This window comes from Microbacterium elymi (genome assembly GCF_021582895.2).
Classification (GTDB): domain Bacteria; phylum Actinomycetota; class Actinomycetes; order Actinomycetales; family Microbacteriaceae; genus Microbacterium; species Microbacterium humicola.
Genome location: NZ_CP091139.2, coordinates 2,287,014 through 2,305,023 on the forward strand (window position 1 = coordinate 2,287,014; position 18,010 = coordinate 2,305,023).

Genomic DNA, 18,010 nt, shown 5'->3' on the forward strand with positions numbered 1-18,010 from the left:
GGTCGCCGGTCAGGCCGGGGGAGCGGCGGCGGCGAGGGCGGATGCCTCGGCCCGCTGGGCCCGCAGCACTGCGACGCCGGCGACCGCCATGGTGACCGCACCGGCGATGCCCGCCACCACGAACGTCGAACGCGGCCCCAGCACGGCGTTCGCCGTGCCGCCCAGGCCGAGCGCGATCAGCGACGCCGTCCGGGCGAGCCCGTTCAGCGCGGCATACACCCGGCCGCGCTGCGCATCCGGGGTGCGGCTGGTCAGCAGCGCCCCGAACGTCGCGTTGCCGGTGCCGAATGCCGCCACCAGCAGCGTGAGCAAGACGGCATATGCCCAGAAGCTCGGTGCCAGCCCCATCGCCACCATGATCACGGCCGCCGCACCGAATCCCAGCGTCGCGATTCGGGCGCGGACCGTATTACTGAGGATGCGTCCGGCAATCGCCGCCCCGATCAGGCCGCCGGCGCCGGCGAAGAACTCGCTGAGCCCGTACTGCCAGTTCGTCGCGTGCAGGGCGTCGCGCACCAGGAACACCTCGACCGGGTTGATGCCCTCGACCAGGATGACGAACACGAGGATCGAGGCGAACAGCGGCTGCAGGATGCGGTCGCGGGCCACGACCCGGATCCCCGCCGTCCACGAGGCGGTCGGCGCCGCTGCGGACGCGTCGTCGGATCCGGATGCCTGCGCCCTTCCGCCGCGTGCGGATCAACAGGGCCGCCCCCGCCAGCAGGAGGTAGGTCGCGGCATCCGCCCAGAACCCCCACGCGACATCGTCGAGGGTGACCAGCAGACCCCCGAAGGCGGCGCCGATCGGCGAGGCCACGGCCGCCAGTCCCTGCTGCCACGAGATGGCCTGGCCGATCTTCTCCTCGCCGACCACCCGCGGGACCAGGGCCGACCAGGTCGGCTGTGCGAAGGCCTGTGCGAGGGCGATGATCACGCCGGTGACGAAGATCATCGCCGGCACCGGCGCGAAGCCGAGGGCGGTGACCGCCGCGGCCTGTACCAGCGCGGTCACGGTGAGCACGAGCCGGGAGTCGACGGTGTCGGCGACCCGCCCGGCGACGCCCATCGTCGCGATGGTCGGGATCACCAGCGCCGCCAGGAACGCCGCGACCACGAACGCGGCCGTGCCCTCGTCGGCGACGCCCCGGTCGGCGAAGGCATTGTGCGGCAGCAGGATCGCCGCGATCGAGGTCACCGCCGTCCCCGCCGTGCTCACCGCGCGCGCCGACAGCGCTATCCGGGCGTCGCGGATGGCCCAGATGGAACTCTGAAAGGAACGCTTCACAATTTATGAAGCATATGCTTCAGGAACCGGATCCACAAGTAGACTGCGAGCGTGCGCGGCGATCCGATCAGAGTGACCGAGTTGGGCCAGATGCGTGCGGCGATGCATCCGGTGCGCTGGCAGGTGCTCACCGAGCTCTTCGACCGCGCCGAGACGCTCACCGCGACGCAGGCTGCCGAGCTGACCGGACTCTCGCCCTCGGCGATGAGCTACCACCTCAATCAGCTCGCCCGAGCCGGGTACATCGAGCGCGACGACTCGGGAGACGGGCGGGAGCGTCCCTGGCGGGCACGGGGGAGTGGCCTGGAGATCTCGGGCCAGCCGGATGAGGCGATGGGGCGGGCGATGATGCAGAACATCCTCACCGAGGTCACCCGGCTGCTCTCCGCGGGCCCGCCGATGAGTCCCGACGGCACGCCGTGGCCGTCCTCGTACACGCACACCCAGCTGCGCCTGACAAAGGACCGTGGAAAGGAGCTGCACCGCCGCATCCACGAAGTCATCGACGAGTTCGACGAGGACACCGAGGGACCCGAACACGAGATCTTCTGGATCCAGGGCGTGCACCCGGCCGAGTGAGGCGCTAGCCGAGTCGGCGTCGATAGACCGCGATCGCCCCGACGTAGGCGACGACGAGGATGCCCACGCACCAGGCCAGCGCGATCCAGATGTCGGCGCCCACCGGCTCGCTGCGCGAACAGCGCCCGGATGGTGTTGACGATCGAGGTCACCGGCTGGTTCTCGGCGAACCAGCGCACCGGGCCGGGCATGGTCTCGGTGGGGACGAATGCCGAGCTGATGAACGGCAGGAAGATCAGCGGGTAGGCGAAGGCGCCGGCTCCGTCGACGGTCTTCGCCCCGAGCCCCGCGATCACCGCGAGCCAGGTCAAAGCGAGGATGAACAGCACGAGGATGCCCGTCACCCCCAGCCAGGCGGCCACGCTCGCCCCGCTGCGGAACCCGAAGGCCACGGCCACCAGCATCACGACGGCCACCGAGATGAGGTTGGCCACCAGCGAGGTGAGCACATGCGACCAGAGGAATCCGCTGCGGGCGATCGGCATCGACTGGAACCGCTCGAAGATCCCGCCCTTCAGATCCATGAACAGGCGGTACGACGTGTACGAGACGCCGGATGCCACGGTGATCAGCAGGATGCCGGGGGCCATGTAGTCGATCGAAGAGGCCGATCCGGTGTCGATCGCCCCGCCCAGCACGAAGACGAACAGCAGCATCAGGGCGATCGGGGTGATCACCGTGGTGAGAATCGTGTCCAGGCTCCGCGTGATGTGCTTGAGCGAGCGGCCGGTCAGCACGGCGGTGTCGGCGAAGAAGTGCGCGGTGCTCATGGTCGTGTTCCCTTCGATCGGTCGGCGTCCGTCTCGCCGGTCAGGGCGAGGAAGACGTCCTCCAGCGACGGCTGCTTCTCGACGTAGGTGACTTCGGCGGGCGGAAGCAGCTTCTTCAGCCCCTCGAGCGTGTCCTCCACGATGATCCGGCCCTGATGCAGGATCGCGATGCGGTCGGCCAGCTGCTCGGCCTCGTCGAGGTACTGCGTGGTCAGCAGCACCGTCGTGCCGTTCTCGGCGAGCGTGCGCACGGTGGCCCACACCTCGAGACGGGCCTGCGGATCCAGACCGGTCGTCGGCTCGTCGAGGAAGATCACCGGCGGGCTGCCGACCAGGCTCATCGCGATGTCCAGCCGTCGCCGCATGCCGCCGGAGTACTCACCGGCCCTGCGGTCACCCGCCTCGGTCAGTGAGAACCGGGCGAGCAGGTCGTCCGCGATCTCGCCGGGCTTGCGCAGATGCCGAGCTGCGCGACCAGGACCAGATTCTCCCGGCCACTGAGGATTTCATCGACCGCGGCGAACTGGCCGGTCAGGCTGATCGCCGCGCGCACGTCGGCGCCGCGCGTGGCGACGTCGAACCCGGCCACCTGGGCGGTTCCGGCATCCGCGCTGAGCAGGGTCGACAGGATGCGGATGACGGTCGTCTTGCCGGCGCCGTTCGAGCCGAGGAGGGCGAAGATGCTGCCTCGCGGGACCTCGAAATCGACGCCGCGCAGGACGTGCAGATCCTTGTACGACATCTCCAGGCCCTGCACCCGGATCGCCGGCGGTGCTGTCGCGGTCATTTCCGCTCCTCGCGCTCTGCGTCCTCGACGGCCTTGGTCAGGCGCGCCCGCTCCTTGTCGATCCACTGCCGGCCCGAGTAGGCCTGGGCGAACGTCTCGGCGAACTCAGCCGGGTCGGCTCCGACGATGTCGCGCACCGGCGTGCCGTCGGCGGCGGCGCGGTCCCACAGATCGGCGAGGTCGCCGAACATCGTGACCATCGTGTCGCCGTCCAGGACGACGCCCGAGACCATGAGGTACCGCTCGACCGCCTTCGCGACCGAGCCGTACGGCGCGGGAAGCGCCTCGATGCGTGCCTTGTACTGCCTGTACTGCTTCTTCTGCTCGAGTGAGCCGGTGAGGGTCTCGATCCACTTCGCGGCCATGTCAGTCTTCTCCTTCACGGAGCTGTTCCAGTCGGTTCACGAGGAAGCTCCAGGTCCTCCAGAACTCGGTCAGCTGGTCCCGGCCCTGCGCGTTCAGGGAGTACACCTTGCGCGGTGGCCCCTTCTCGGACGGGACCTTCTCGACATCCACGAGTCCGCGCTGCTCGATCCGCACGAGGAGGGCGTAGACGGTGCCCTCGACGATGTCGGCGAACCCCTGCTCGCGCAGCCACGCGGTGATCTCGTATCCGTACGCCGGGCGACGCGCGAGGACGGCGAGGATGATGCCCTCGAGAACGCCCTTGAGCATCTCGGTGGTCTGCTTGCCCATCTGTCCTCCCACTGCTCGGTACTACTTGGTGTTGCTGACTACCAGTAGACGATAACACTAAGTACCGGTAGTTGGCAACACTGAGTAGCGCCGATCTCTCGGCGGAGCGTGGAGCGGACGAAGAAGGGTGTCAGAGCGGGTCGGGCGCCGGGCGGGGGTCCTCGAAGTCCCCGGCATTGCGGCGCAAGCTCGCCACCAGACCGACGAGCGCATCCGTGTCCTGCGCCGAGAGCCCGGGCTGCTCGAACACCGCCGTGTTCAGTGCGTCCGTGGCCCGCTCGCTCAGCGCGCGCCCGCTGTCGGTGAGCACGATGAGCGTGGCCCGTCCGTCCTCGGGATGCGGCTCGCGCCGCACATGACCGGATGCCTCGAGCCGATCGACCGTGTTCGTCACGCTGGTCGGGTGCACCTGCAGTCGCGCGGATGCCGAGGCCATCGGCATCCGTCCGTCATGCGTGAAGCGCAGCAGCGTGAGCAGCTCGTAGCGGGCGAACGTGAGCGTGAACGGCTTGAGCGTCGCGTCCACCCGCGCGAGCAGGAGCTGCTGTGCGCGCATGATCGAGGTGACCAGGGTCATGCCGCCTGCGGCATCCGTCCACCCGTGCGCGAGCCATTGCCGCCGCGCCTCGGCGATCGGGTCGACGGGCAGTCGTTTCACGCGAGCCACAATCACCTCCGGTTCTTCCGAGTCCACGGTAGTCGTTTCCCCACTGGCGGCTGTGGCGGACCCCGCCGTCTGAATAGACTCGAACACGACGAAGGAGAGCCAATGAAGATCGTCGTCCTGGTCAAGGAGGTCCCGGATACCTACGGGGACCGAAAACTGAATCTCGAGACGGGCCTGGCCGATCGCTCGGCCAGTGAGACGGTGCTCGACGAGATCGGCGGCCGTGCGCTCGAGGTGGCGCTCGCTCACGCCGGAGCGAACGCGGGGACCGAGGTGGTCGTGCTGTCGATGGCTCCCGAATCCGCGCAGGCCACGATCCGCAAGGCCCTGGCGATGGGTGCCGATTCGGCGGTGCAGATCGTCGACGAGCAGCTGCAGGGCGCCGATCTGGGGCTGACGGCCGAGGCGCTGGCTGCGGCGATCCGCGAGACCGGGTTCGACCTGGTGATCACCGGCAATCAGTCCACCGACGGCTCGGGCGGGGTGATGCCGGCCATGCTCGCCGAGCTGCTGGACGTGCCCCAGCTGACGAGCCTGAACTCCGTGGAGCTGACGGACGAGAAGGTGTCGGGCGAGCGGGCGATCGACGGCGGTACGGCGACGGTGTCGGCGCAGCTCCCCGCGGTGATCTCCATCACCGAGCGGCTCCCCGACGCCCGCTTCCCGAACTTCAAGGGGATCATGGCGGCCAAGAAGAAGCCGTACGAGACCCGTTCGCTTGTCGACCTCGGCGTCGATCCGGCCGACCCGGCGGCATCCCGGTCGATCATGGTCGCGATCAGCGAGAAGCCGCCGCGCACGGCGGGCACGAAGATCGTCGACGAGGGCGATGCCGGCACGAAGCTCGCCGAATTCCTTATCTCGAACCGACTGGCCTGAGGTGGCACAGATGGCTGAATACGCTGCAGACTCGATCCTCGTCCTGCTGGACGTCGCCCCGTCGGGCGAGCTCGCCAAATCGTCCGCCGCCCTGCTGGGCGCGGCATCCGGCATCGGCACGCCCGTCGCGCTGGTCGTCGGCGACGAGAAGCTGGCGGATGCCGCGGCCGCCCTCGGTGCCGCGCGCGTCCTGGTCGCGAGCCCGGGCACGGAGCTGACCGTCCCGATCGTGGACGCCCTGGCCTGCGGCCGCCGACGCCGTCGGACCGGACGCGATCCTCGTCTCGCACTCGGTGGACGGGCGGGATGTCGCGGGCCGCTACGCCGCCCGGACCCGTTCCGCGCTCGCGATCGACGCCGTCGGCGTCTCGCGGGACGAAGAGGGCGTCGTGGCTCATCACTCCGTCTATGGCGGGATGTACAACGTCGACTCGGCGGCCACGTTCGGCGCGCCGGTGATCACCGTGCGCGAGGGTGCCGTGGACGCCCGCGCCGACGCGCAAGCCGGTCGCCTCCGAGATGCTCGAGGTGACGGCATCCGGTCGCAAGGCGGCGACCGTGGAGTCGGTGCAGGAGTCCACCGAGGTGTCGTCTCGGCCGGAGCTTGCGCGGCGCCGCGAAGGTGGTCTCGGGCGGTCGGGGGCTGGGCTCGGGCGACAAGTTCGCGCTCGTCGACGATCTGGCCGACGCGCTCGGCGCCGCCGTCGGCGCCTCGCGGGCGGCGGTGGATGCCGGGTACGTGCCGCAGTCCTACCAGGTCGGTCAGACCGGTGTCTCGGTCTCGCCGGAGCTGTATGTCGCCCTGGGGATCTCGGGCGCGATCCAGCACAAGGCCGGCATGCAGACGGCCAAGACCATCGTGGCGATCAACAAGGACGCGGATGCCCCGATCTTCGACATCGCCGACTTCGGCGTGGTCGGCGATCTGTTCACCGTCGTGCCGCAGCTGATCGAGACGCTGAACGCGCGGAAGCAGTAGCCGTGGCGACCTACGGACCCGCACTGCGCCGTGGCCTGCCGCGCACCTCTGGCGGCGAGCCGTGGCCGCCCGCCGAACTCGCTGTCGCTCGCTCCCCCAGGTCCCTGAGCGAGCGGACTCCCAGGTCCCTGAGCGAGCGGAGCGAGACGAAGGGCCGGTAGCGGCTCCCGTCGTCGCCGAAGAGGCGACCGGCCCTTCGTCTCGTCGCTTCGCTCCTCGCTCAGGGACCTCTGGGGGTGCACTGCGCCGCGGCCTGCCGCGCACCTCTGGCGGCGAGCCGTGGCCGCCGGCGGGCTCCGCGGCCGCCGTCGCAACCGAGTCCGCGGGGCCGACCGTCGACCAGGTCGCCGAACCAGCCCAGTCAGTCGCAGCGGCTCCGGAGCCGGCCAGGGCCGGCCGCCGCACGGGCCTGCCCCGTCCCGGGGCCGCCGCCACGGCTCCGGCACCTGCCACGGCTCCCGCGCCCGCCGAGGTCGCGGCATCCGTCCCGGAACCCGCCGCCCCTGCCCTGGCGCCGCTCCCGTACGAGCAGACCGTGTTCGCCGGGACCGCCGCGGCGCGTTGGGAGGCCGACCGGGCCCGCACGATCCCGAAGCGCACCCCGATCGTCGCTGACGAGCCGAAGCGCTACGGCCCCTTCACCAGAGTCCAGTGGGCCGGCGCCGTGATCGTCGCCGGCGCGGGACTGCTGTTCGCCGCCGGCATGGTCGTGCTGCTGATGCGGTGGTTCCTCAGCCTTTCGTTCATGCAGGACTTCCTCACCGCCTACCCGGGCGCATACGCGCTGCCGTCGAGCGCGCCGGTCGGCTTCGCCGCCTGGGTGAACTGGCAGCACTTCTTCAACATCTTCCTGATGGTGCTGATCATCCGCTCCGGTCTGACCGTGCGCCATCAGAAGCGGCCGAGCGCGTACTGGAGTCCGCGCACGAACCCGAAGCGCAAGATCACCCTCGCGCTGTGGTTCCATCAGTCGCTGGACATCCTGTGGCTGGTCAACGGTGTGATCTTCGTGATCCTGCTATTCGCCACCGGGCAGTGGATGCGGCTCGTGCCCACCAGCTGGGACGTCATCCCGAACGCGATCTCGGCAGGGCTGCAGTACGTGTCGCTGGACTGGCCGATCGAGGACGGCTGGGTCAACTACAACAGCCTGCAGCAGCTGACCTACTTCGCGATCGTGTTCCTGGCCGCTCCGCTGGCGGCCGTCACCGGCGTCCGGATGAGCGGCATCTGGCCGCAGAACGCCAAGGCGCTGAACAAGGCCTACCCGGTCGAGTGGGCGCGCGCCGTGCACTTCCCGGTGATGCTGGTGTTCGCGCTGTTCATCGTCGGCCACGTGTTCCTCGTGCTGACCACCGGAGCCCTGCACAACCTGAACAGCATGTTCGCGGCCAACGGCGGCGGCAAGCTGGGTCGGGTTCTGGTTCTTCATCGGCGCGATGGTCGTCGTCGGGATCGGCTGGGTGGCGGCCCGCCCGCTCGTGCTCGCGCCCATCGCGCGGCTGTTCGGCACGGTGAGCGGCCGCTGACCGGGGGATAACCCGAAGTCACGTCTCCAGATCCCCACGCTGTGCGGGGGGATGCTTCGCCCTACCGTGGAGTCATGACCACGACTTCCCCCTCCGCTGCGGGGCCCGGCTCGACCGTCCGGCTGTTCTCGCCCCCACTCATCCTGGGCGCGATCGCGCAGCTCGCCCTCGTCGGTGTCGCCTGGGCGGTGATCTTCGGAATCCTCATCGCCCTGTTCGCCACCGGGATCGGACTCACCTTCGCGTTCGGTGTCGGGCTGCTCGTGCTGCTCTTCTTCGTCTACGCGCTGTTCGGGTTCTCCTGGCTCGAAGTGGCCCGGGTCGAGGGGCTGTACGGCTTCGGCCTGGCGCCCCGCCGGCCGCGGGTGAGTGGACGGCCGGGATTCGTCGGGTTCCTCAGCACCGTCTGGCTTGCAGTTCATCGACGGCTCGATGTGGCGCGGGATCGCAAACGCCGGCGTCTCGGCCGTCCTCGGCTGGGCGACGCTCTCGCTCGTCACCATCGCCGCCTCCGGCGTCGTGGTGGCCTTCGCCCCGCTGGTGCGCGGCGACGACTCGACCGTGCCTCTGCAGGGCATCGGCGTGGACGTGCCGATCAGCTGGGCCGTGGTCGTGGGGATCATCGCCCTGGTCGCGAGCCTCGCCGGCCTCGTCGGCCTGGCCGCGCTGCACGGCGTGCTCTCCCGGGCGATCCTGGTGCCCTCGCGCGAGGCGCAGCTGGCCGAGCAGGCCCGCACCTCGCAGGAGCAGCGGGTGGGCGCGGTGCGCGCCGCCGACGTCGAGCGCACCCGCATCGAGCGCGATCTGCACGACGGCGTCCAGCCGCGGCTGGTCTCGGTCGGGATGACCCTGGGCCTGGCCCAGCAGAAGATCGACGACGACCCGACGGCGGCCAAGGCGCTGATCGCCGAGGCGCACACGTCGACGAAGGCGGCCATCACCGAGCTGCGACAGCTGGCCCGCGGCATCCACACGTCCGTCCTGGACGACCGGGGACTGGATGCCGCGCTGTCGGCCCTGGCCGCCCGCTCGCCGGTGCCGGTGGCGCTGGACGCGCGGATCACCCAGCGCTCCAAGCCCCCAGGCCGAGGCCGCCGTCTACTTCGTCATCGCCGAGACCCTGACCAACGCGGCCAAGCACTCCCGCGCGGCGGAGTGCCGCGTGACCGTGCGCCAGCGCGACGGCGGCATCCTCTGGGCGCGGATCGAGGACAACGGCATCGGCGGCGCGACCGTGGTCGCCGGCGGCGGACTGGACGGACTGTCCAACCGGGTCCTGGGGGTGGGCGGCACGTTCCGCCTGGACAGCCCCGTCGGCGGCCCGACGAGCGTCGAGGTGAGCGTCCCGTGCGCATTCTGATCTGCGAGGACTCCGTCCTCCTCCGCGAGGGGCTCGCCCGTCTGCTGGACGACGCCGGCCACGAGGTGGTCGCCGCACTGCCGGACGCCGACGGCCTGGACGAGGCGCTGGCCGAGACCGCACCGGACATGTGCATCCTCGACGTGCGGCTGCCGCCGACCGGCACCGACGAGGGCATCCGGGCCGCGCTTGCGCATCCGCGATCAGCATCCGACCCTCCCGATCCTCGTGCTGTCGCAATACGTCGAGGAGCGCTACGCGGCCGACCTCATCGCCGGCCGCGGCGGGGCGCTGGGCTACCTGCTGAAGGACCGGGTGGCCGATGTCGCGGACTTCGTCCAGACGGTGGAGCAGATCGCCGCCGGGGCGACCGTCTTCGACCCCGAGGTCGTCGCCCAGCTGCTGAGCCGGCGCGCCCAGGACGAGCGGATGCTGCGGCTGACCGGACGCGAGGCCACCGTGCTGGCGCTGATCGCCGAGGGCAAGTCCAATCAGGCGATCGCGCAGACGCTGTACATCACCGAGGGGAGCGTCGAGAAGCACATCACCTCGGTGTTCTCCAAGCTCGAGCTCGAGCCCGACCAGTCGGGCAACCGGCGGGTGCAGGCCGCGCTCGCCCACATCGCACACAGCGGCGACACGCCGCAGTCAGGAGAGACCCGATGAGCACCATGAACACCACCGGCGCCCCGCCGCTCCCGCCGTCGCCGGCGCCGCAGCCGCCGACCCCGCAGCCGCCGGCGCCGGGGTCGAGCACTGCGCGCGTGGTGGCGATCGTGGCAATCGTCCTCGGCGCCCTCATCGTCGTCGGGGGCGTCACCTCGGCCGTGCTGTCCACCCTCCTGTCCGGATCGCAGGAGACCACGAGCCGATCGATCGCGGTCGACGGGGTGGACGCGCTGTCGGCGGATCTGAACGCCGGCTCGCTGCGTGTCGAGTTCTCGGACGTCGACGATGCGCAAGCTCACCGTGACCAGCACGTTCCGCGCCGACCAGTGGACGCTGCGCCGGGACGGCTCGGAGCTCGTGGTCGCCGCGCCCGACGGACGATTCCACTGGTGGGGCGGCTGGTTCGGCCATGGCAACGGCGAGGCCGTGCTCCAGCTGCCGCACTCCCTGGCCGGACTGGACGTCAACCTCGACCAGGCGGCCGGGACGCTCACCGCCGAGGGCGACTTCGGCGACCTCGAGGCCACGGTGGGCGCGGGGCGCCTGACCGTGAGCGGGAGCGCGCAGTCGGTCTCCGCCGACCTCAGCGCCGGGGATGCCGACATCCGGCTCTCCGGGGTGCGCACCGCCGATCTCGAGGTGAGCGCGGGCGACATCGACGCCACCCTGACCGGCGCGCAGCCGGACCAGGTGAAGCTGAGCGCGAGCGCGGGAGCCATGAACGTGACGGTGCCGGCCGGCGAGTACGACGTGACCTCGCAGCTCTCGGCGGGTTCGTTCGACAATCGCATCGGCTCGACTCCGGGGGCGTCCAGCACGGTGGACGTGGATGTCTCGGCCGGGCACGTCGTGCTCCGCTCGGGGCGCTGAGCACCCTCGACGAGTGCCCTCGACGAGCGCCCTTGACGAGCGGGGGACGGTGGGAGGTCAGCGGCCGGAGCCGCCGTCCTCCCACACGTCTTCCACGCCGGCGGCGTAGCCCTGGTCGTAGGCCTCGTCCGTGCCGACGCGGAACATGTCCCGCTCGGCGGGGCGCACGATCGAACGGGCGCCGGGCAGATCCAGGTCGCCGACCAGATCGGCGCGGCCGCGGACGACGGCGACCGGCAGGCGCGAAGCCTTGCCCTTGACCAGATCGGCGGCCGCCGCCAGCTCGTCGGCGACGCACGGCATGGTGACGACCAGCGGCCGACCCTCGGCATCCGTCTGCCCGCGCAGGTCCTCGAACACGCGGACGCCGCCGGCGCCGATGGCGGTGTCGGTCTGGCCCTCGCGCCAGGCGCGGCCCAGGGTGTCCGACACGATCACGCCGACCGTCACGCCGAGCAGGGCGCGCAGACCCGTCGCGATCGCGCGGGCCGAGGCATCCGGATCCTGCGGAAGCAGCGCACGGTGCCGTGCGGGGTGTTCGACGAGTCGACCCCGGCGGCGGCCGCGACGACTCCCAGCCGGTTCTCCACGATCCGGGTGATGTGCCCCGACTCGGAGGTGCGGGATGCCACGACCCGCACGGTCTCGGCGGTGATGGCTGCTTCGCGGTCATCGGCGGCGACCGTGCGCCCCTCGGACTTGGAGACGATCTTGGACGTGACGACGAGGATGTCGCCGTCGGCCAGGGTGCCGTCCGCCGCGTCGGCGATGACCCGTACCAGGTCGACGCCGGTGCTGATCTCGGGGATGCCCTCGAGGGCCCAGATCTGCAGCACGATCAGCGGACGAATCGGACCTCGGTGAGCTGCTCACCGAGGAACGGCTCGGTGTGGCTCGCGCCATCCAGCGCGAACCCGTTGCGCAGATAGAACCGGTGCGCACGCGGGTTGTCCTCGGCGACCCAGAGGTAGAGCGGCTCGCCCTCCTCGACGGCAGCGTCGAACAGCTGTTTGCCGATCCCGCTGCCGTGGTACTTCGCAAGCAGGTAGATGAAGTACAGCTCGCGGTTGCGCGGGGCGTCCTTGTCGCGGGCGGGCCCCGAGCCCACGAATCCCACGATCTCGCCGTCGACGAGGGCGGCGCTCATCTTGAACTCGTCGCCCTGGACGGCCCAGTGGGTCCACAGTTCGGCGAGGCGCCGGGGCGAGATCCGCTCCAGGGCCGCGTGGCTGATCAGATGGTCGTAGGTCTCATGCCAGCACGTCGCGTGCACGCGGCCGAGAGCCTCGGCATCCACGTCCCGGACCGGACGGACGACGATGTCGGTCTGCAGTTCGGCTTCCATGGCCAGACTCTACGCGGCCCGGTCGCCGGGGGAAATCGGCGGGTCAACGCAGGGTTACGTAGGTGAGCGGCGAACCTGAATCTCGCGTCATGTGACGCGAGTGGCTGGAATGATCGCAGTCAGAGCGACCACTTATGACGAGTCACGCTGTTCGCTGAATTGTGGGCATCACACAATCGATGAGGGCGACCCATCGCTGACAGCGCTAGCATCGCCCCTCGTGAACGTGTGGTGGCGGACCCTCATGACAATCCTGCGCGCCAAGGCGATGCTGCGGCGCAACGGCGTCATAGCGCCGCGATCGGTCGGGCGCGTGCGGCTGCGCTCCCACATGCCGGTTCTGATGAGCAGGTCGAACCGGCCGAGGTCGAACAGCGAGCCGTACCGTCCGTTGTTCATGTGGCCGAGCAGGTCGATATCGGTGGGCAGCGTGATGTCGTCAACCAGCGCGGCTGGTACGCGGTCGTTGCGAGCGAGACCATCACTTTCCGCAAGTCCCTGCAGCTGTGGCAGCGCTTCACCGTCGAGTCGCGCCTCGCCGGCCACGACGACAAGTCGGTGTACATGGTGCACCGCGCAGTCGTGAAGGGAGAGATATACGCCGAGATGATCGTCCGCGCCCGCTTCCTCCGACGCAGCGGCGGCATCGTCTCCCTCGACGAGCTCTTCGAGGCCCTCTACCGCCCCGATGACCTCCCGCCGCTCGAACCGTGGGTGCAGACGTGGGCGACCGGCTCGGCACTGCCGTCGACGAAGGCGCCCGCGCCGAGCGTCTGGGAGTAGCGCCGGCTCAGCGAGCGTCGAACGCGGCATCCAGGGCGGCGCGCACCGCGACGATGCCGCTGCGCTTGCGCGGTCGAGCGCCGTGCGGCGGTGAACAGCTCGCGCGCCGGCGCGCCGGGCAGGTCGACGAGCGTCGCGGTGGGTGCGACGGCGGTCCAGACCAGGTCCGGCAGCATCCCGACCGCGTGCCCGGCGGCGATGAGCCGCACCTGCGCGGTCAGATCGGCGATCTCGAACCGCACGTCGGGCTCGAACCCGGCGGCGCGGCACTGCTCGACCGCCCAGCGCCGCGCGGCGGTGCCCCGCGGCTCCATCGCCCAGGCCCGATCGGCGAGCCGGGCGAGCGCCCGGGCGTCGTCCTGCGGCGGCAGCGCGAGCCGGATCGGGTCGCGGCCGATCACGACGCGGTCGAGGTCGGCGCGGTGCTCGCGCGCGGACCCCGGGTACTGTTCGGCGATCACGAGGTCGAACCGTCGTGCCGACAGCTCGAACAGCCCCTCTTCCGGCGGCACCTCGGCGACCTCGACGCGCAGACTGGGCTCGGTGTCGGCGAGGATCGAGAGGGCGGGAGCGAGGATCGCCTGCGCCGCCGTCTGCATCACGGCCACGCGCACCGGCGCCGCGCCCGGCTTGCAGCCGCTCCAGCTCGCCCCGTGCCTGCTCGTCGAGTTCGAGCACGCGTTCCGCGTGGGCCGCCAGGAGCCGCCCGTGCGCGGTCAGCCGCACGCCGCGGCCGTCCGGTTCGAACAGCGTGACACCGGCTTCCTGCTCCAGCTGTCCGAGCGCTGCCGAGATCGTCGACGGGCTGTAGGCGAGCGCATCGGCCACGGCTTGCGAGCGTGCCCCGCAGGGCGAGCTCGTGCAGCATCCGGAGTCGGCGGAGTTCGAACATGCAGCCTTCCTCAATCATCGAGAATCCCGATGTGAATCCATCGTAGATCATCACTATTCACAATGAGTCGGATGCCGCATCCTGAAAGGGTGAAGCATGATGTGGTGCAGTCTGGGATGAGCCAGACGGGAGTGCAGATGAACGAGGCGCACACGCCGGAGCTCGCCCACGAGGCCGTGGCTCTGGCGCAGCGATGGGTGGACGAGTCAGCGGTGGCGCAGGTGGACCCCGCCGCGCAGAGACTCGCGGGGTGCTGCAGGACGAGAACGGGCTGCCGTTCACGCTCGGGTTCGTCGACGGCGTGATGCGCCCCGAGTCCCTGGCGGCCGCGGCATCCAACCTCCGTCGCGTGGCACCGCTCGTGCCGGAGTTCCTGCCCTGGTATCTGCGCGCGGCCGTGCGGGTGGGCGGCGCCGTCGCCCCGATCCTGCCGTATCCCGTGGTGCCGATCGCGCGGCGGGTGCTGCGCGGAATGGTCGGGCATCTGATCGTCGACGCGCGGCCGGACAAGCTGGGCCCGACGATCGAGAAGCTGCGCGGAACCGGCCACCGCCTCAACCTGAACCTGCTCGGCGAGGCCGTGCTCGGCGAGGCCGAGGCGCACCGGCGCCTGGAGGGCGTGCACGAGCTCATCCGCCGCGCCGACGTGGACTACGTCTCGGTGAAGGTCTCCGCCGTCGTCAGCCATCTGTCGATGTGGGCGTACGACGAGGTCGTCGCATCGGTCGTCGAACGGCTCACCCCTCTGTATCTGACCGCCGCGCAGACCGGCACCTTCGTCAACCTCGACATGGAGGAGTACCGCGACCTCGACCTGACCGTCGAGGTGTTCACCCGCATCCTCGACGAGCCCGCGCTGCGCGGCCTCGAGGCCGGGATCGTGCTGCAGGCGTATCTGCCGGATGCGCAGCCCGCCCTCGACCGGCTCACCGAGTGGGCGCAGCGACGGGTCGACGCCGGCGGTGCACGGATCAAGGTGCGCCTGGTGAAGGGCGCGAACCTGGCGATGGAGCACGTCGACGCCGTCATGCACGGGTGGCCGGCAGCCCGTACTCGCGCAAGCTCGACACCGACGCGAACTACCTGCGGTGCCTGGACGCGGCGCTTGCACCCGAACGCACCCGCGCGGTGCGGCTCGGGATCGCCGGACACAACCTGTTCGACATCGCCTACGCGTGGCTGCTGGCCGGCGAGCGGGGCGTGCGCGACAGCATCGAGTTCGAGATGCTGCTGGGCATGGCTCAGGGGCAGGTCGAGGCCGTCTCGCGCGAGGTCGGTCCCGTGCTGCTGTACGTCCCGGTGGTCAAGCCGAGCGAGTTCGACGTCGCGATCAGCTATCTGGTGCGCCGCCTGGAAGAGAACGCCTCCACCGAGAACTTCCTCTCGGCCGCGTTCGAGCTGCACGAGGACCTCTCGCTGTTCGACCGGGAGAAGGGACGCTTCCTCACGTCGGTGCAGCGCTCGGCCGACCCGGCGCTGCACACCGGACCGTTCCGGACGCAGGATCGCACCGCCGAGGTCGCCGCCAACGGCGAGCCTGCGCGAAGGCGGCGCGATGCCCCGTCCGGCCCGGATCACGAGCTGACCGAGGCCGTGATCAGCATCGCCCGCTCGGCAGCCGCCGAGCAGGTCGTACCGGCGCTCGCCGACACCGAGGCCGTCTCGCCGGACGCGGAGGAGCTGCTGTTCGGCGGCGAGGGATTCGTCGAGACCGCGGTGTTCTCGCCACGCGAATCCGGGACCCGTGCGGTGGGCGCACCCGGGTTCCGCAACACACCCGACTCCGACCCGGCGCTGCCGGCGAACCGCGAGTGGGCTGACGAGGTGATCGGTCGGATCGAGACCTCGACGGCGGGCGATGCGACGCTGGCGGCGGCGCGCGTGACCGACCCGGCTTGCGCTCGACGAGATCGTCGCGCGGGTCCGGGCGGCCGGCGCGGCCTGGGGGGCGACGCCGGCGGCCGAGCGGTCGGCCGTCCTGCAGGCTGCCGCACGGAGCCTGGAGGCGCGCCGCGGCGAACTCATCGAGGTCGCGGCATCCGAGACCGGGAAGGTCTTCAGCGAGGGGGATGTCGAGGTCAGCGAGGCCGTCGACTTCGCGAAGTACTACGGCGCCTGCGCGCGCGAGCTGGACAGCATCGCCGGGGCCGTGTTCGTGCCGTCCGAGGTGACGGTGGTCACGCCGCCGTGGAACTTCCCGATCGCCATTCCCACCGGCGGCGTGCTGGCCGCTCTGGCCGCCGGGTCCGGGGTCGTGTTCAAGCCCGCCCCGCAGGCACGCCGCTGCGCGGCCGTCATCAGCGAGGCCCTGTGGGAGGCCGGGGTGCCGCGGGAGCTGCTCGCGCTGGTCGACATCGACGAAGGCGGGCTCGGCCGGCAGCTGATCACGCACGCGGATGTCGACCGCATCATCCTCACCGGGGCGTGGGACACGGCGGCGCTGTTCCGCTCGTGGCGGCCCGAGCTGCCGCTGCTGGCCGAGACCAGCGGCAAGAACGCGATGATCGTGATGCCCTCCGCCGACCTCGACCTGGCGGCATCCGACCTCGTCAAGAGCGCGTTCGGACATGCCGGCCAGAAGTGCTCGGCCGCCTCACTGGTGATCCTCGTGGGCGCCGTGGCCAAGTCGGAGCGGTTCCGCCGTCAGCTCATGGACTCGGTGACCTCGCTGCGCGTCGGTCCGCCGTCCGACCCGATGGCCGAGGTCGGCCCGGTGATCGAGAAGCCGCAGGGCAAGCTCGAGTGGGCCCTGACCACCCTCGCCGAGGGGGAGAGCTGGCTCATCGAGCCGCGCTCACTCGACTTCGGTCCTGAGACGGCGGGCCGGTTCTGGACGCCCGGAGTGCGCGTGGGCGTGGAACCCGGTTCGCGCTTCCACCGCGAGGAGTTCTTCGGCCCGGTCATGGGCGTGATGCACGCGTCGTCGCTGGCCGAGGCCATCGAGCTGCAGAACGCCGTCGCGTATGGACTGACCGCCGGGCTGTACACGCAGAACCCGGACGATCTGGCCACCTGGCTGGACCGCGTCGAGGCGGGCAACCTGTACGTGAACCGCGGCATCACCGGCGCGATCGTGCAGCGTCAGCCGTTCGGCGGGTGGAAGCGCTCGTCGGTCGGGGCCGGCACGAAGGCCGGCGGCCCGAACTATCTCATCGGCCTCGGGTCGTGGCGCGCCTCGCACGGAGCGGCGGCCTCCACCACCCTGCACCTGCGCGGGCTCGATTCGCGCATCACGGATGTGATCGAGGCCGCGCAACCGTCGCTGGACTACCCCGCCTTCGAATGGCTTGCGCCGGGCAGCGCTGTCGGACGCGATCGGGTGGGACCGCGAGTTCGGCCAGGTGAAGGATGTCTCGCATCTGGGCATCGAACGGAACCTGTTCCGCTATCGGCCGCTGCCGGTCGCGGTGCGCGCCACCGCCGACGCCGAGCTGCAGGAAGTGCTGCGCGTGGCTCTAGCCGGCGTGCGGGCCGGGTCGGCGTTCACGCTGTCGCTGTCGACCGGGCTGCCCGCCGAGGTGCGACGAGTGCTGTCCGCGCAGGGGGTGCCGGTGTTCGTCGAGAGCGACGCGCAGTGGATGCAGCGGGTCGGCGCCGCGGGCGCTCGACCGCCGCGGGTGCGGCTGCTCGGCCGGCCGCAGAGCGTGTCCGCACTGCACCGAGCGCTCGCCGCGGCCGTGGACGGCGACCCGGACCTGGCCGTGTACGACAACGAGGTGACCACCGCCGGCAGGCTCGAGCTGCTGCCGTTCCTGCACGAGCAGGCGATCGCCATCACCGCGCACCGGTTCGGCAACCCCGACGATTGGTCCGAGAACGTGATCTGACCCCCGTGAAGCTCGCGCGGGGCGGGTTGTAAGGTTCGGCCATGAGCATGGGGCTGGGCGCGAGCGGTAAGCGACTCGCCATCAGCGCGGGGA

11 protein-coding genes and 9 pseudogenes are annotated in these 18,010 nt (G+C 70.7%); 9 read left to right on the forward strand and 11 right to left on the reverse strand.

The window, feature by feature from the left end:
- Positions 1–9: 9 nt before the first annotated feature.
- Positions 10–525 carry an MFS transporter gene (locus L2X98_RS12395; protein WP_354002770.1) on the reverse strand — a complete coding sequence of 172 codons (516 nt, stop codon included), beginning with the start codon at positions 523–525 and terminating at the stop codon, positions 10–12.
- A complete protein-coding gene (locus L2X98_RS12400) occupies positions 410–1,216 on the reverse strand; it encodes an MFS transporter (protein WP_259611102.1) in 807 nt (268 codons plus the stop codon). The genes L2X98_RS12395 and L2X98_RS12400 overlap by 116 nt, the downstream gene beginning before the upstream one ends.
- Positions 1,217–1,387: 171 nt before the next feature.
- Here L2X98_RS12400 and L2X98_RS12405 point away from each other — a divergent pair, with 171 nt between their 5' ends.
- Positions 1,388–1,864 (forward strand): ArsR/SmtB family transcription factor, encoded by a 477-nt coding sequence (locus tag L2X98_RS12405; protein WP_354003050.1) that lies wholly within the window; start codon positions 1,388–1,390, stop codon positions 1,862–1,864.
- 4 nt (positions 1,865–1,868) lie between these two features.
- Here the strand turns inward: L2X98_RS12405 and L2X98_RS12410 are convergent.
- From L2X98_RS12410 to L2X98_RS12430, 5 genes and pseudogenes are all read right to left on the reverse strand, one after another.
- Positions 1,869–2,634 (reverse strand): annotated as a pseudogene (locus L2X98_RS12410) (ABC transporter permease).
- Positions 2,631–3,421, reverse strand: a pseudogene (locus L2X98_RS12415) (ABC transporter ATP-binding protein). Before L2X98_RS12415 ends, L2X98_RS12410 begins: the two co-directional pseudogenes overlap by 4 nt.
- Positions 3,418–3,786, reverse strand: coding sequence for a DUF1048 domain-containing protein (locus tag L2X98_RS12420; protein WP_259613309.1), 369 nt, complete (start codon positions 3,784–3,786; stop codon positions 3,418–3,420). The pseudogene L2X98_RS12415 and the gene L2X98_RS12420 overlap by 4 nt, the downstream one beginning before the upstream one ends.
- Position 3,787: 1 nt before the next feature.
- Positions 3,788–4,117, reverse strand: a complete 330-nt coding sequence (locus L2X98_RS12425) for a PadR family transcriptional regulator (protein ID WP_259613310.1) — start codon at positions 4,115–4,117, stop codon at positions 3,788–3,790.
- 130 nt (positions 4,118–4,247) lie between these two features.
- Positions 4,248–4,784: a MarR family winged helix-turn-helix transcriptional regulator gene (locus tag L2X98_RS12430; protein ID WP_259611104.1), complete on the reverse strand. Its 537-nt coding sequence runs from the start codon at positions 4,782–4,784 to the stop codon at positions 4,248–4,250.
- A 102-nt stretch (positions 4,785–4,886) separates the two neighbouring features.
- Between L2X98_RS12430 and L2X98_RS12435 the strand changes: the two genes are divergently transcribed.
- The 6 genes and pseudogenes from L2X98_RS12435 (at position 4,887) to L2X98_RS12465 (ending at position 11,070) form a co-directional block, all read left to right on the forward strand.
- Complete coding sequence (locus tag L2X98_RS12435) at positions 4,887–5,663, forward strand: electron transfer flavoprotein subunit beta/FixA family protein (protein ID WP_259611105.1); 777 nt, start codon at positions 4,887–4,889, stop codon at positions 5,661–5,663.
- Between the two features lie 10 nt (positions 5,664–5,673).
- Positions 5,674–6,642 (forward strand): annotated as a pseudogene (locus tag L2X98_RS19485) (electron transfer flavoprotein subunit alpha/FixB family protein).
- A 535-nt stretch (positions 6,643–7,177) separates the two neighbouring features.
- Positions 7,178–8,182 (forward strand): cytochrome b/b6 domain-containing protein, encoded by a 1,005-nt coding sequence (locus tag L2X98_RS12450; protein ID WP_259611106.1) that lies wholly within the window; start codon positions 7,178–7,180, stop codon positions 8,180–8,182.
- Between the two features lie 63 nt (positions 8,183–8,245).
- Positions 8,246–9,531: pseudogene (locus L2X98_RS12455) on the forward strand (sensor histidine kinase).
- Positions 9,519–10,197, forward strand: a pseudogene (locus tag L2X98_RS12460) (response regulator). The pseudogenes L2X98_RS12455 and L2X98_RS12460 overlap by 13 nt, the downstream one beginning before the upstream one ends.
- A gap of 288 nt (positions 10,198–10,485) precedes the next feature.
- Positions 10,486–11,070 (forward strand): DUF4097 family beta strand repeat-containing protein, encoded by a 585-nt coding sequence (locus L2X98_RS12465; protein WP_259611107.1) that lies wholly within the window; start codon positions 10,486–10,488, stop codon positions 11,068–11,070.
- 57 nt (positions 11,071–11,127) lie between these two features.
- Here the strand turns inward: L2X98_RS12465 and cofE are convergent.
- The 3 genes and pseudogenes from cofE to L2X98_RS12480 all read right to left on the reverse strand — a co-directional run.
- Positions 11,128–11,921, reverse strand: a pseudogene (gene cofE, locus L2X98_RS12470) (coenzyme F420-0:L-glutamate ligase).
- Entirely contained in the window at positions 11,909–12,415 is a 507-nt protein-coding gene (locus tag L2X98_RS12475; protein WP_259611108.1) for a GNAT family N-acetyltransferase, read from the reverse strand. Before L2X98_RS12475 ends, cofE begins: the two are co-directional and overlap by 13 nt.
- Before the next feature lie 326 nt (positions 12,416–12,741).
- Positions 12,742–12,862: pseudogene (locus tag L2X98_RS12480) on the reverse strand (thioesterase family protein); the annotation flags it as partial.
- Between L2X98_RS12480 and L2X98_RS12485 the strand changes: the two are divergent.
- Positions 12,815–13,198 (forward strand): thioesterase family protein, encoded by a 384-nt coding sequence (locus L2X98_RS12485; protein WP_354002771.1) that lies wholly within the window; start codon positions 12,815–12,817, stop codon positions 13,196–13,198. The pseudogene L2X98_RS12480 and the gene L2X98_RS12485 overlap by 48 nt on opposite strands.
- A gap of 7 nt (positions 13,199–13,205) precedes the next feature.
- Here the strand turns inward: L2X98_RS12485 and L2X98_RS12490 are convergent.
- Positions 13,206–14,090: pseudogene (locus tag L2X98_RS12490) on the reverse strand (LysR family transcriptional regulator).
- A gap of 137 nt (positions 14,091–14,227) precedes the next feature.
- Between L2X98_RS12490 and L2X98_RS12500 the strand changes: the two are divergent.
- A pseudogene (locus L2X98_RS12500) lies at positions 14,228–17,917 on the forward strand (proline dehydrogenase family protein).
- Positions 17,918–18,010 lie beyond the last annotated feature (93 nt).

What these genes read in the sequence shown, in the direction of transcription:
- L2X98_RS12405 (WP_354003050.1), top strand. Translation starts at nt 1,388, where the DNA reads ATGCATCCGGTGCGCTGGCAGGTGCTCACCGAGCTCTTCGACCGCGCC.
- L2X98_RS12475 (WP_259611108.1), bottom strand. Translation starts at nt 12,415, where the DNA reads ATGGAAGCCGAACTGCAGACCGACATCGTCGTCCGTCCGGTCCGGGAC.
- L2X98_RS12465 (WP_259611107.1), top strand. Translation starts at nt 10,486, where the DNA reads ATGCGCAAGCTCACCGTGACCAGCACGTTCCGCGCCGACCAGTGGACG.
- L2X98_RS12420 (WP_259613309.1), bottom strand. Translation starts at nt 3,786, where the DNA reads ATGGCCGCGAAGTGGATCGAGACCCTCACCGGCTCACTCGAGCAGAAG.
- L2X98_RS12425 (WP_259613310.1), bottom strand. Translation starts at nt 4,117, where the DNA reads ATGGGCAAGCAGACCACCGAGATGCTCAAGGGCGTTCTCGAGGGCATC.
- L2X98_RS12435 (WP_259611105.1), top strand. Translation starts at nt 4,887, where the DNA reads ATGAAGATCGTCGTCCTGGTCAAGGAGGTCCCGGATACCTACGGGGAC.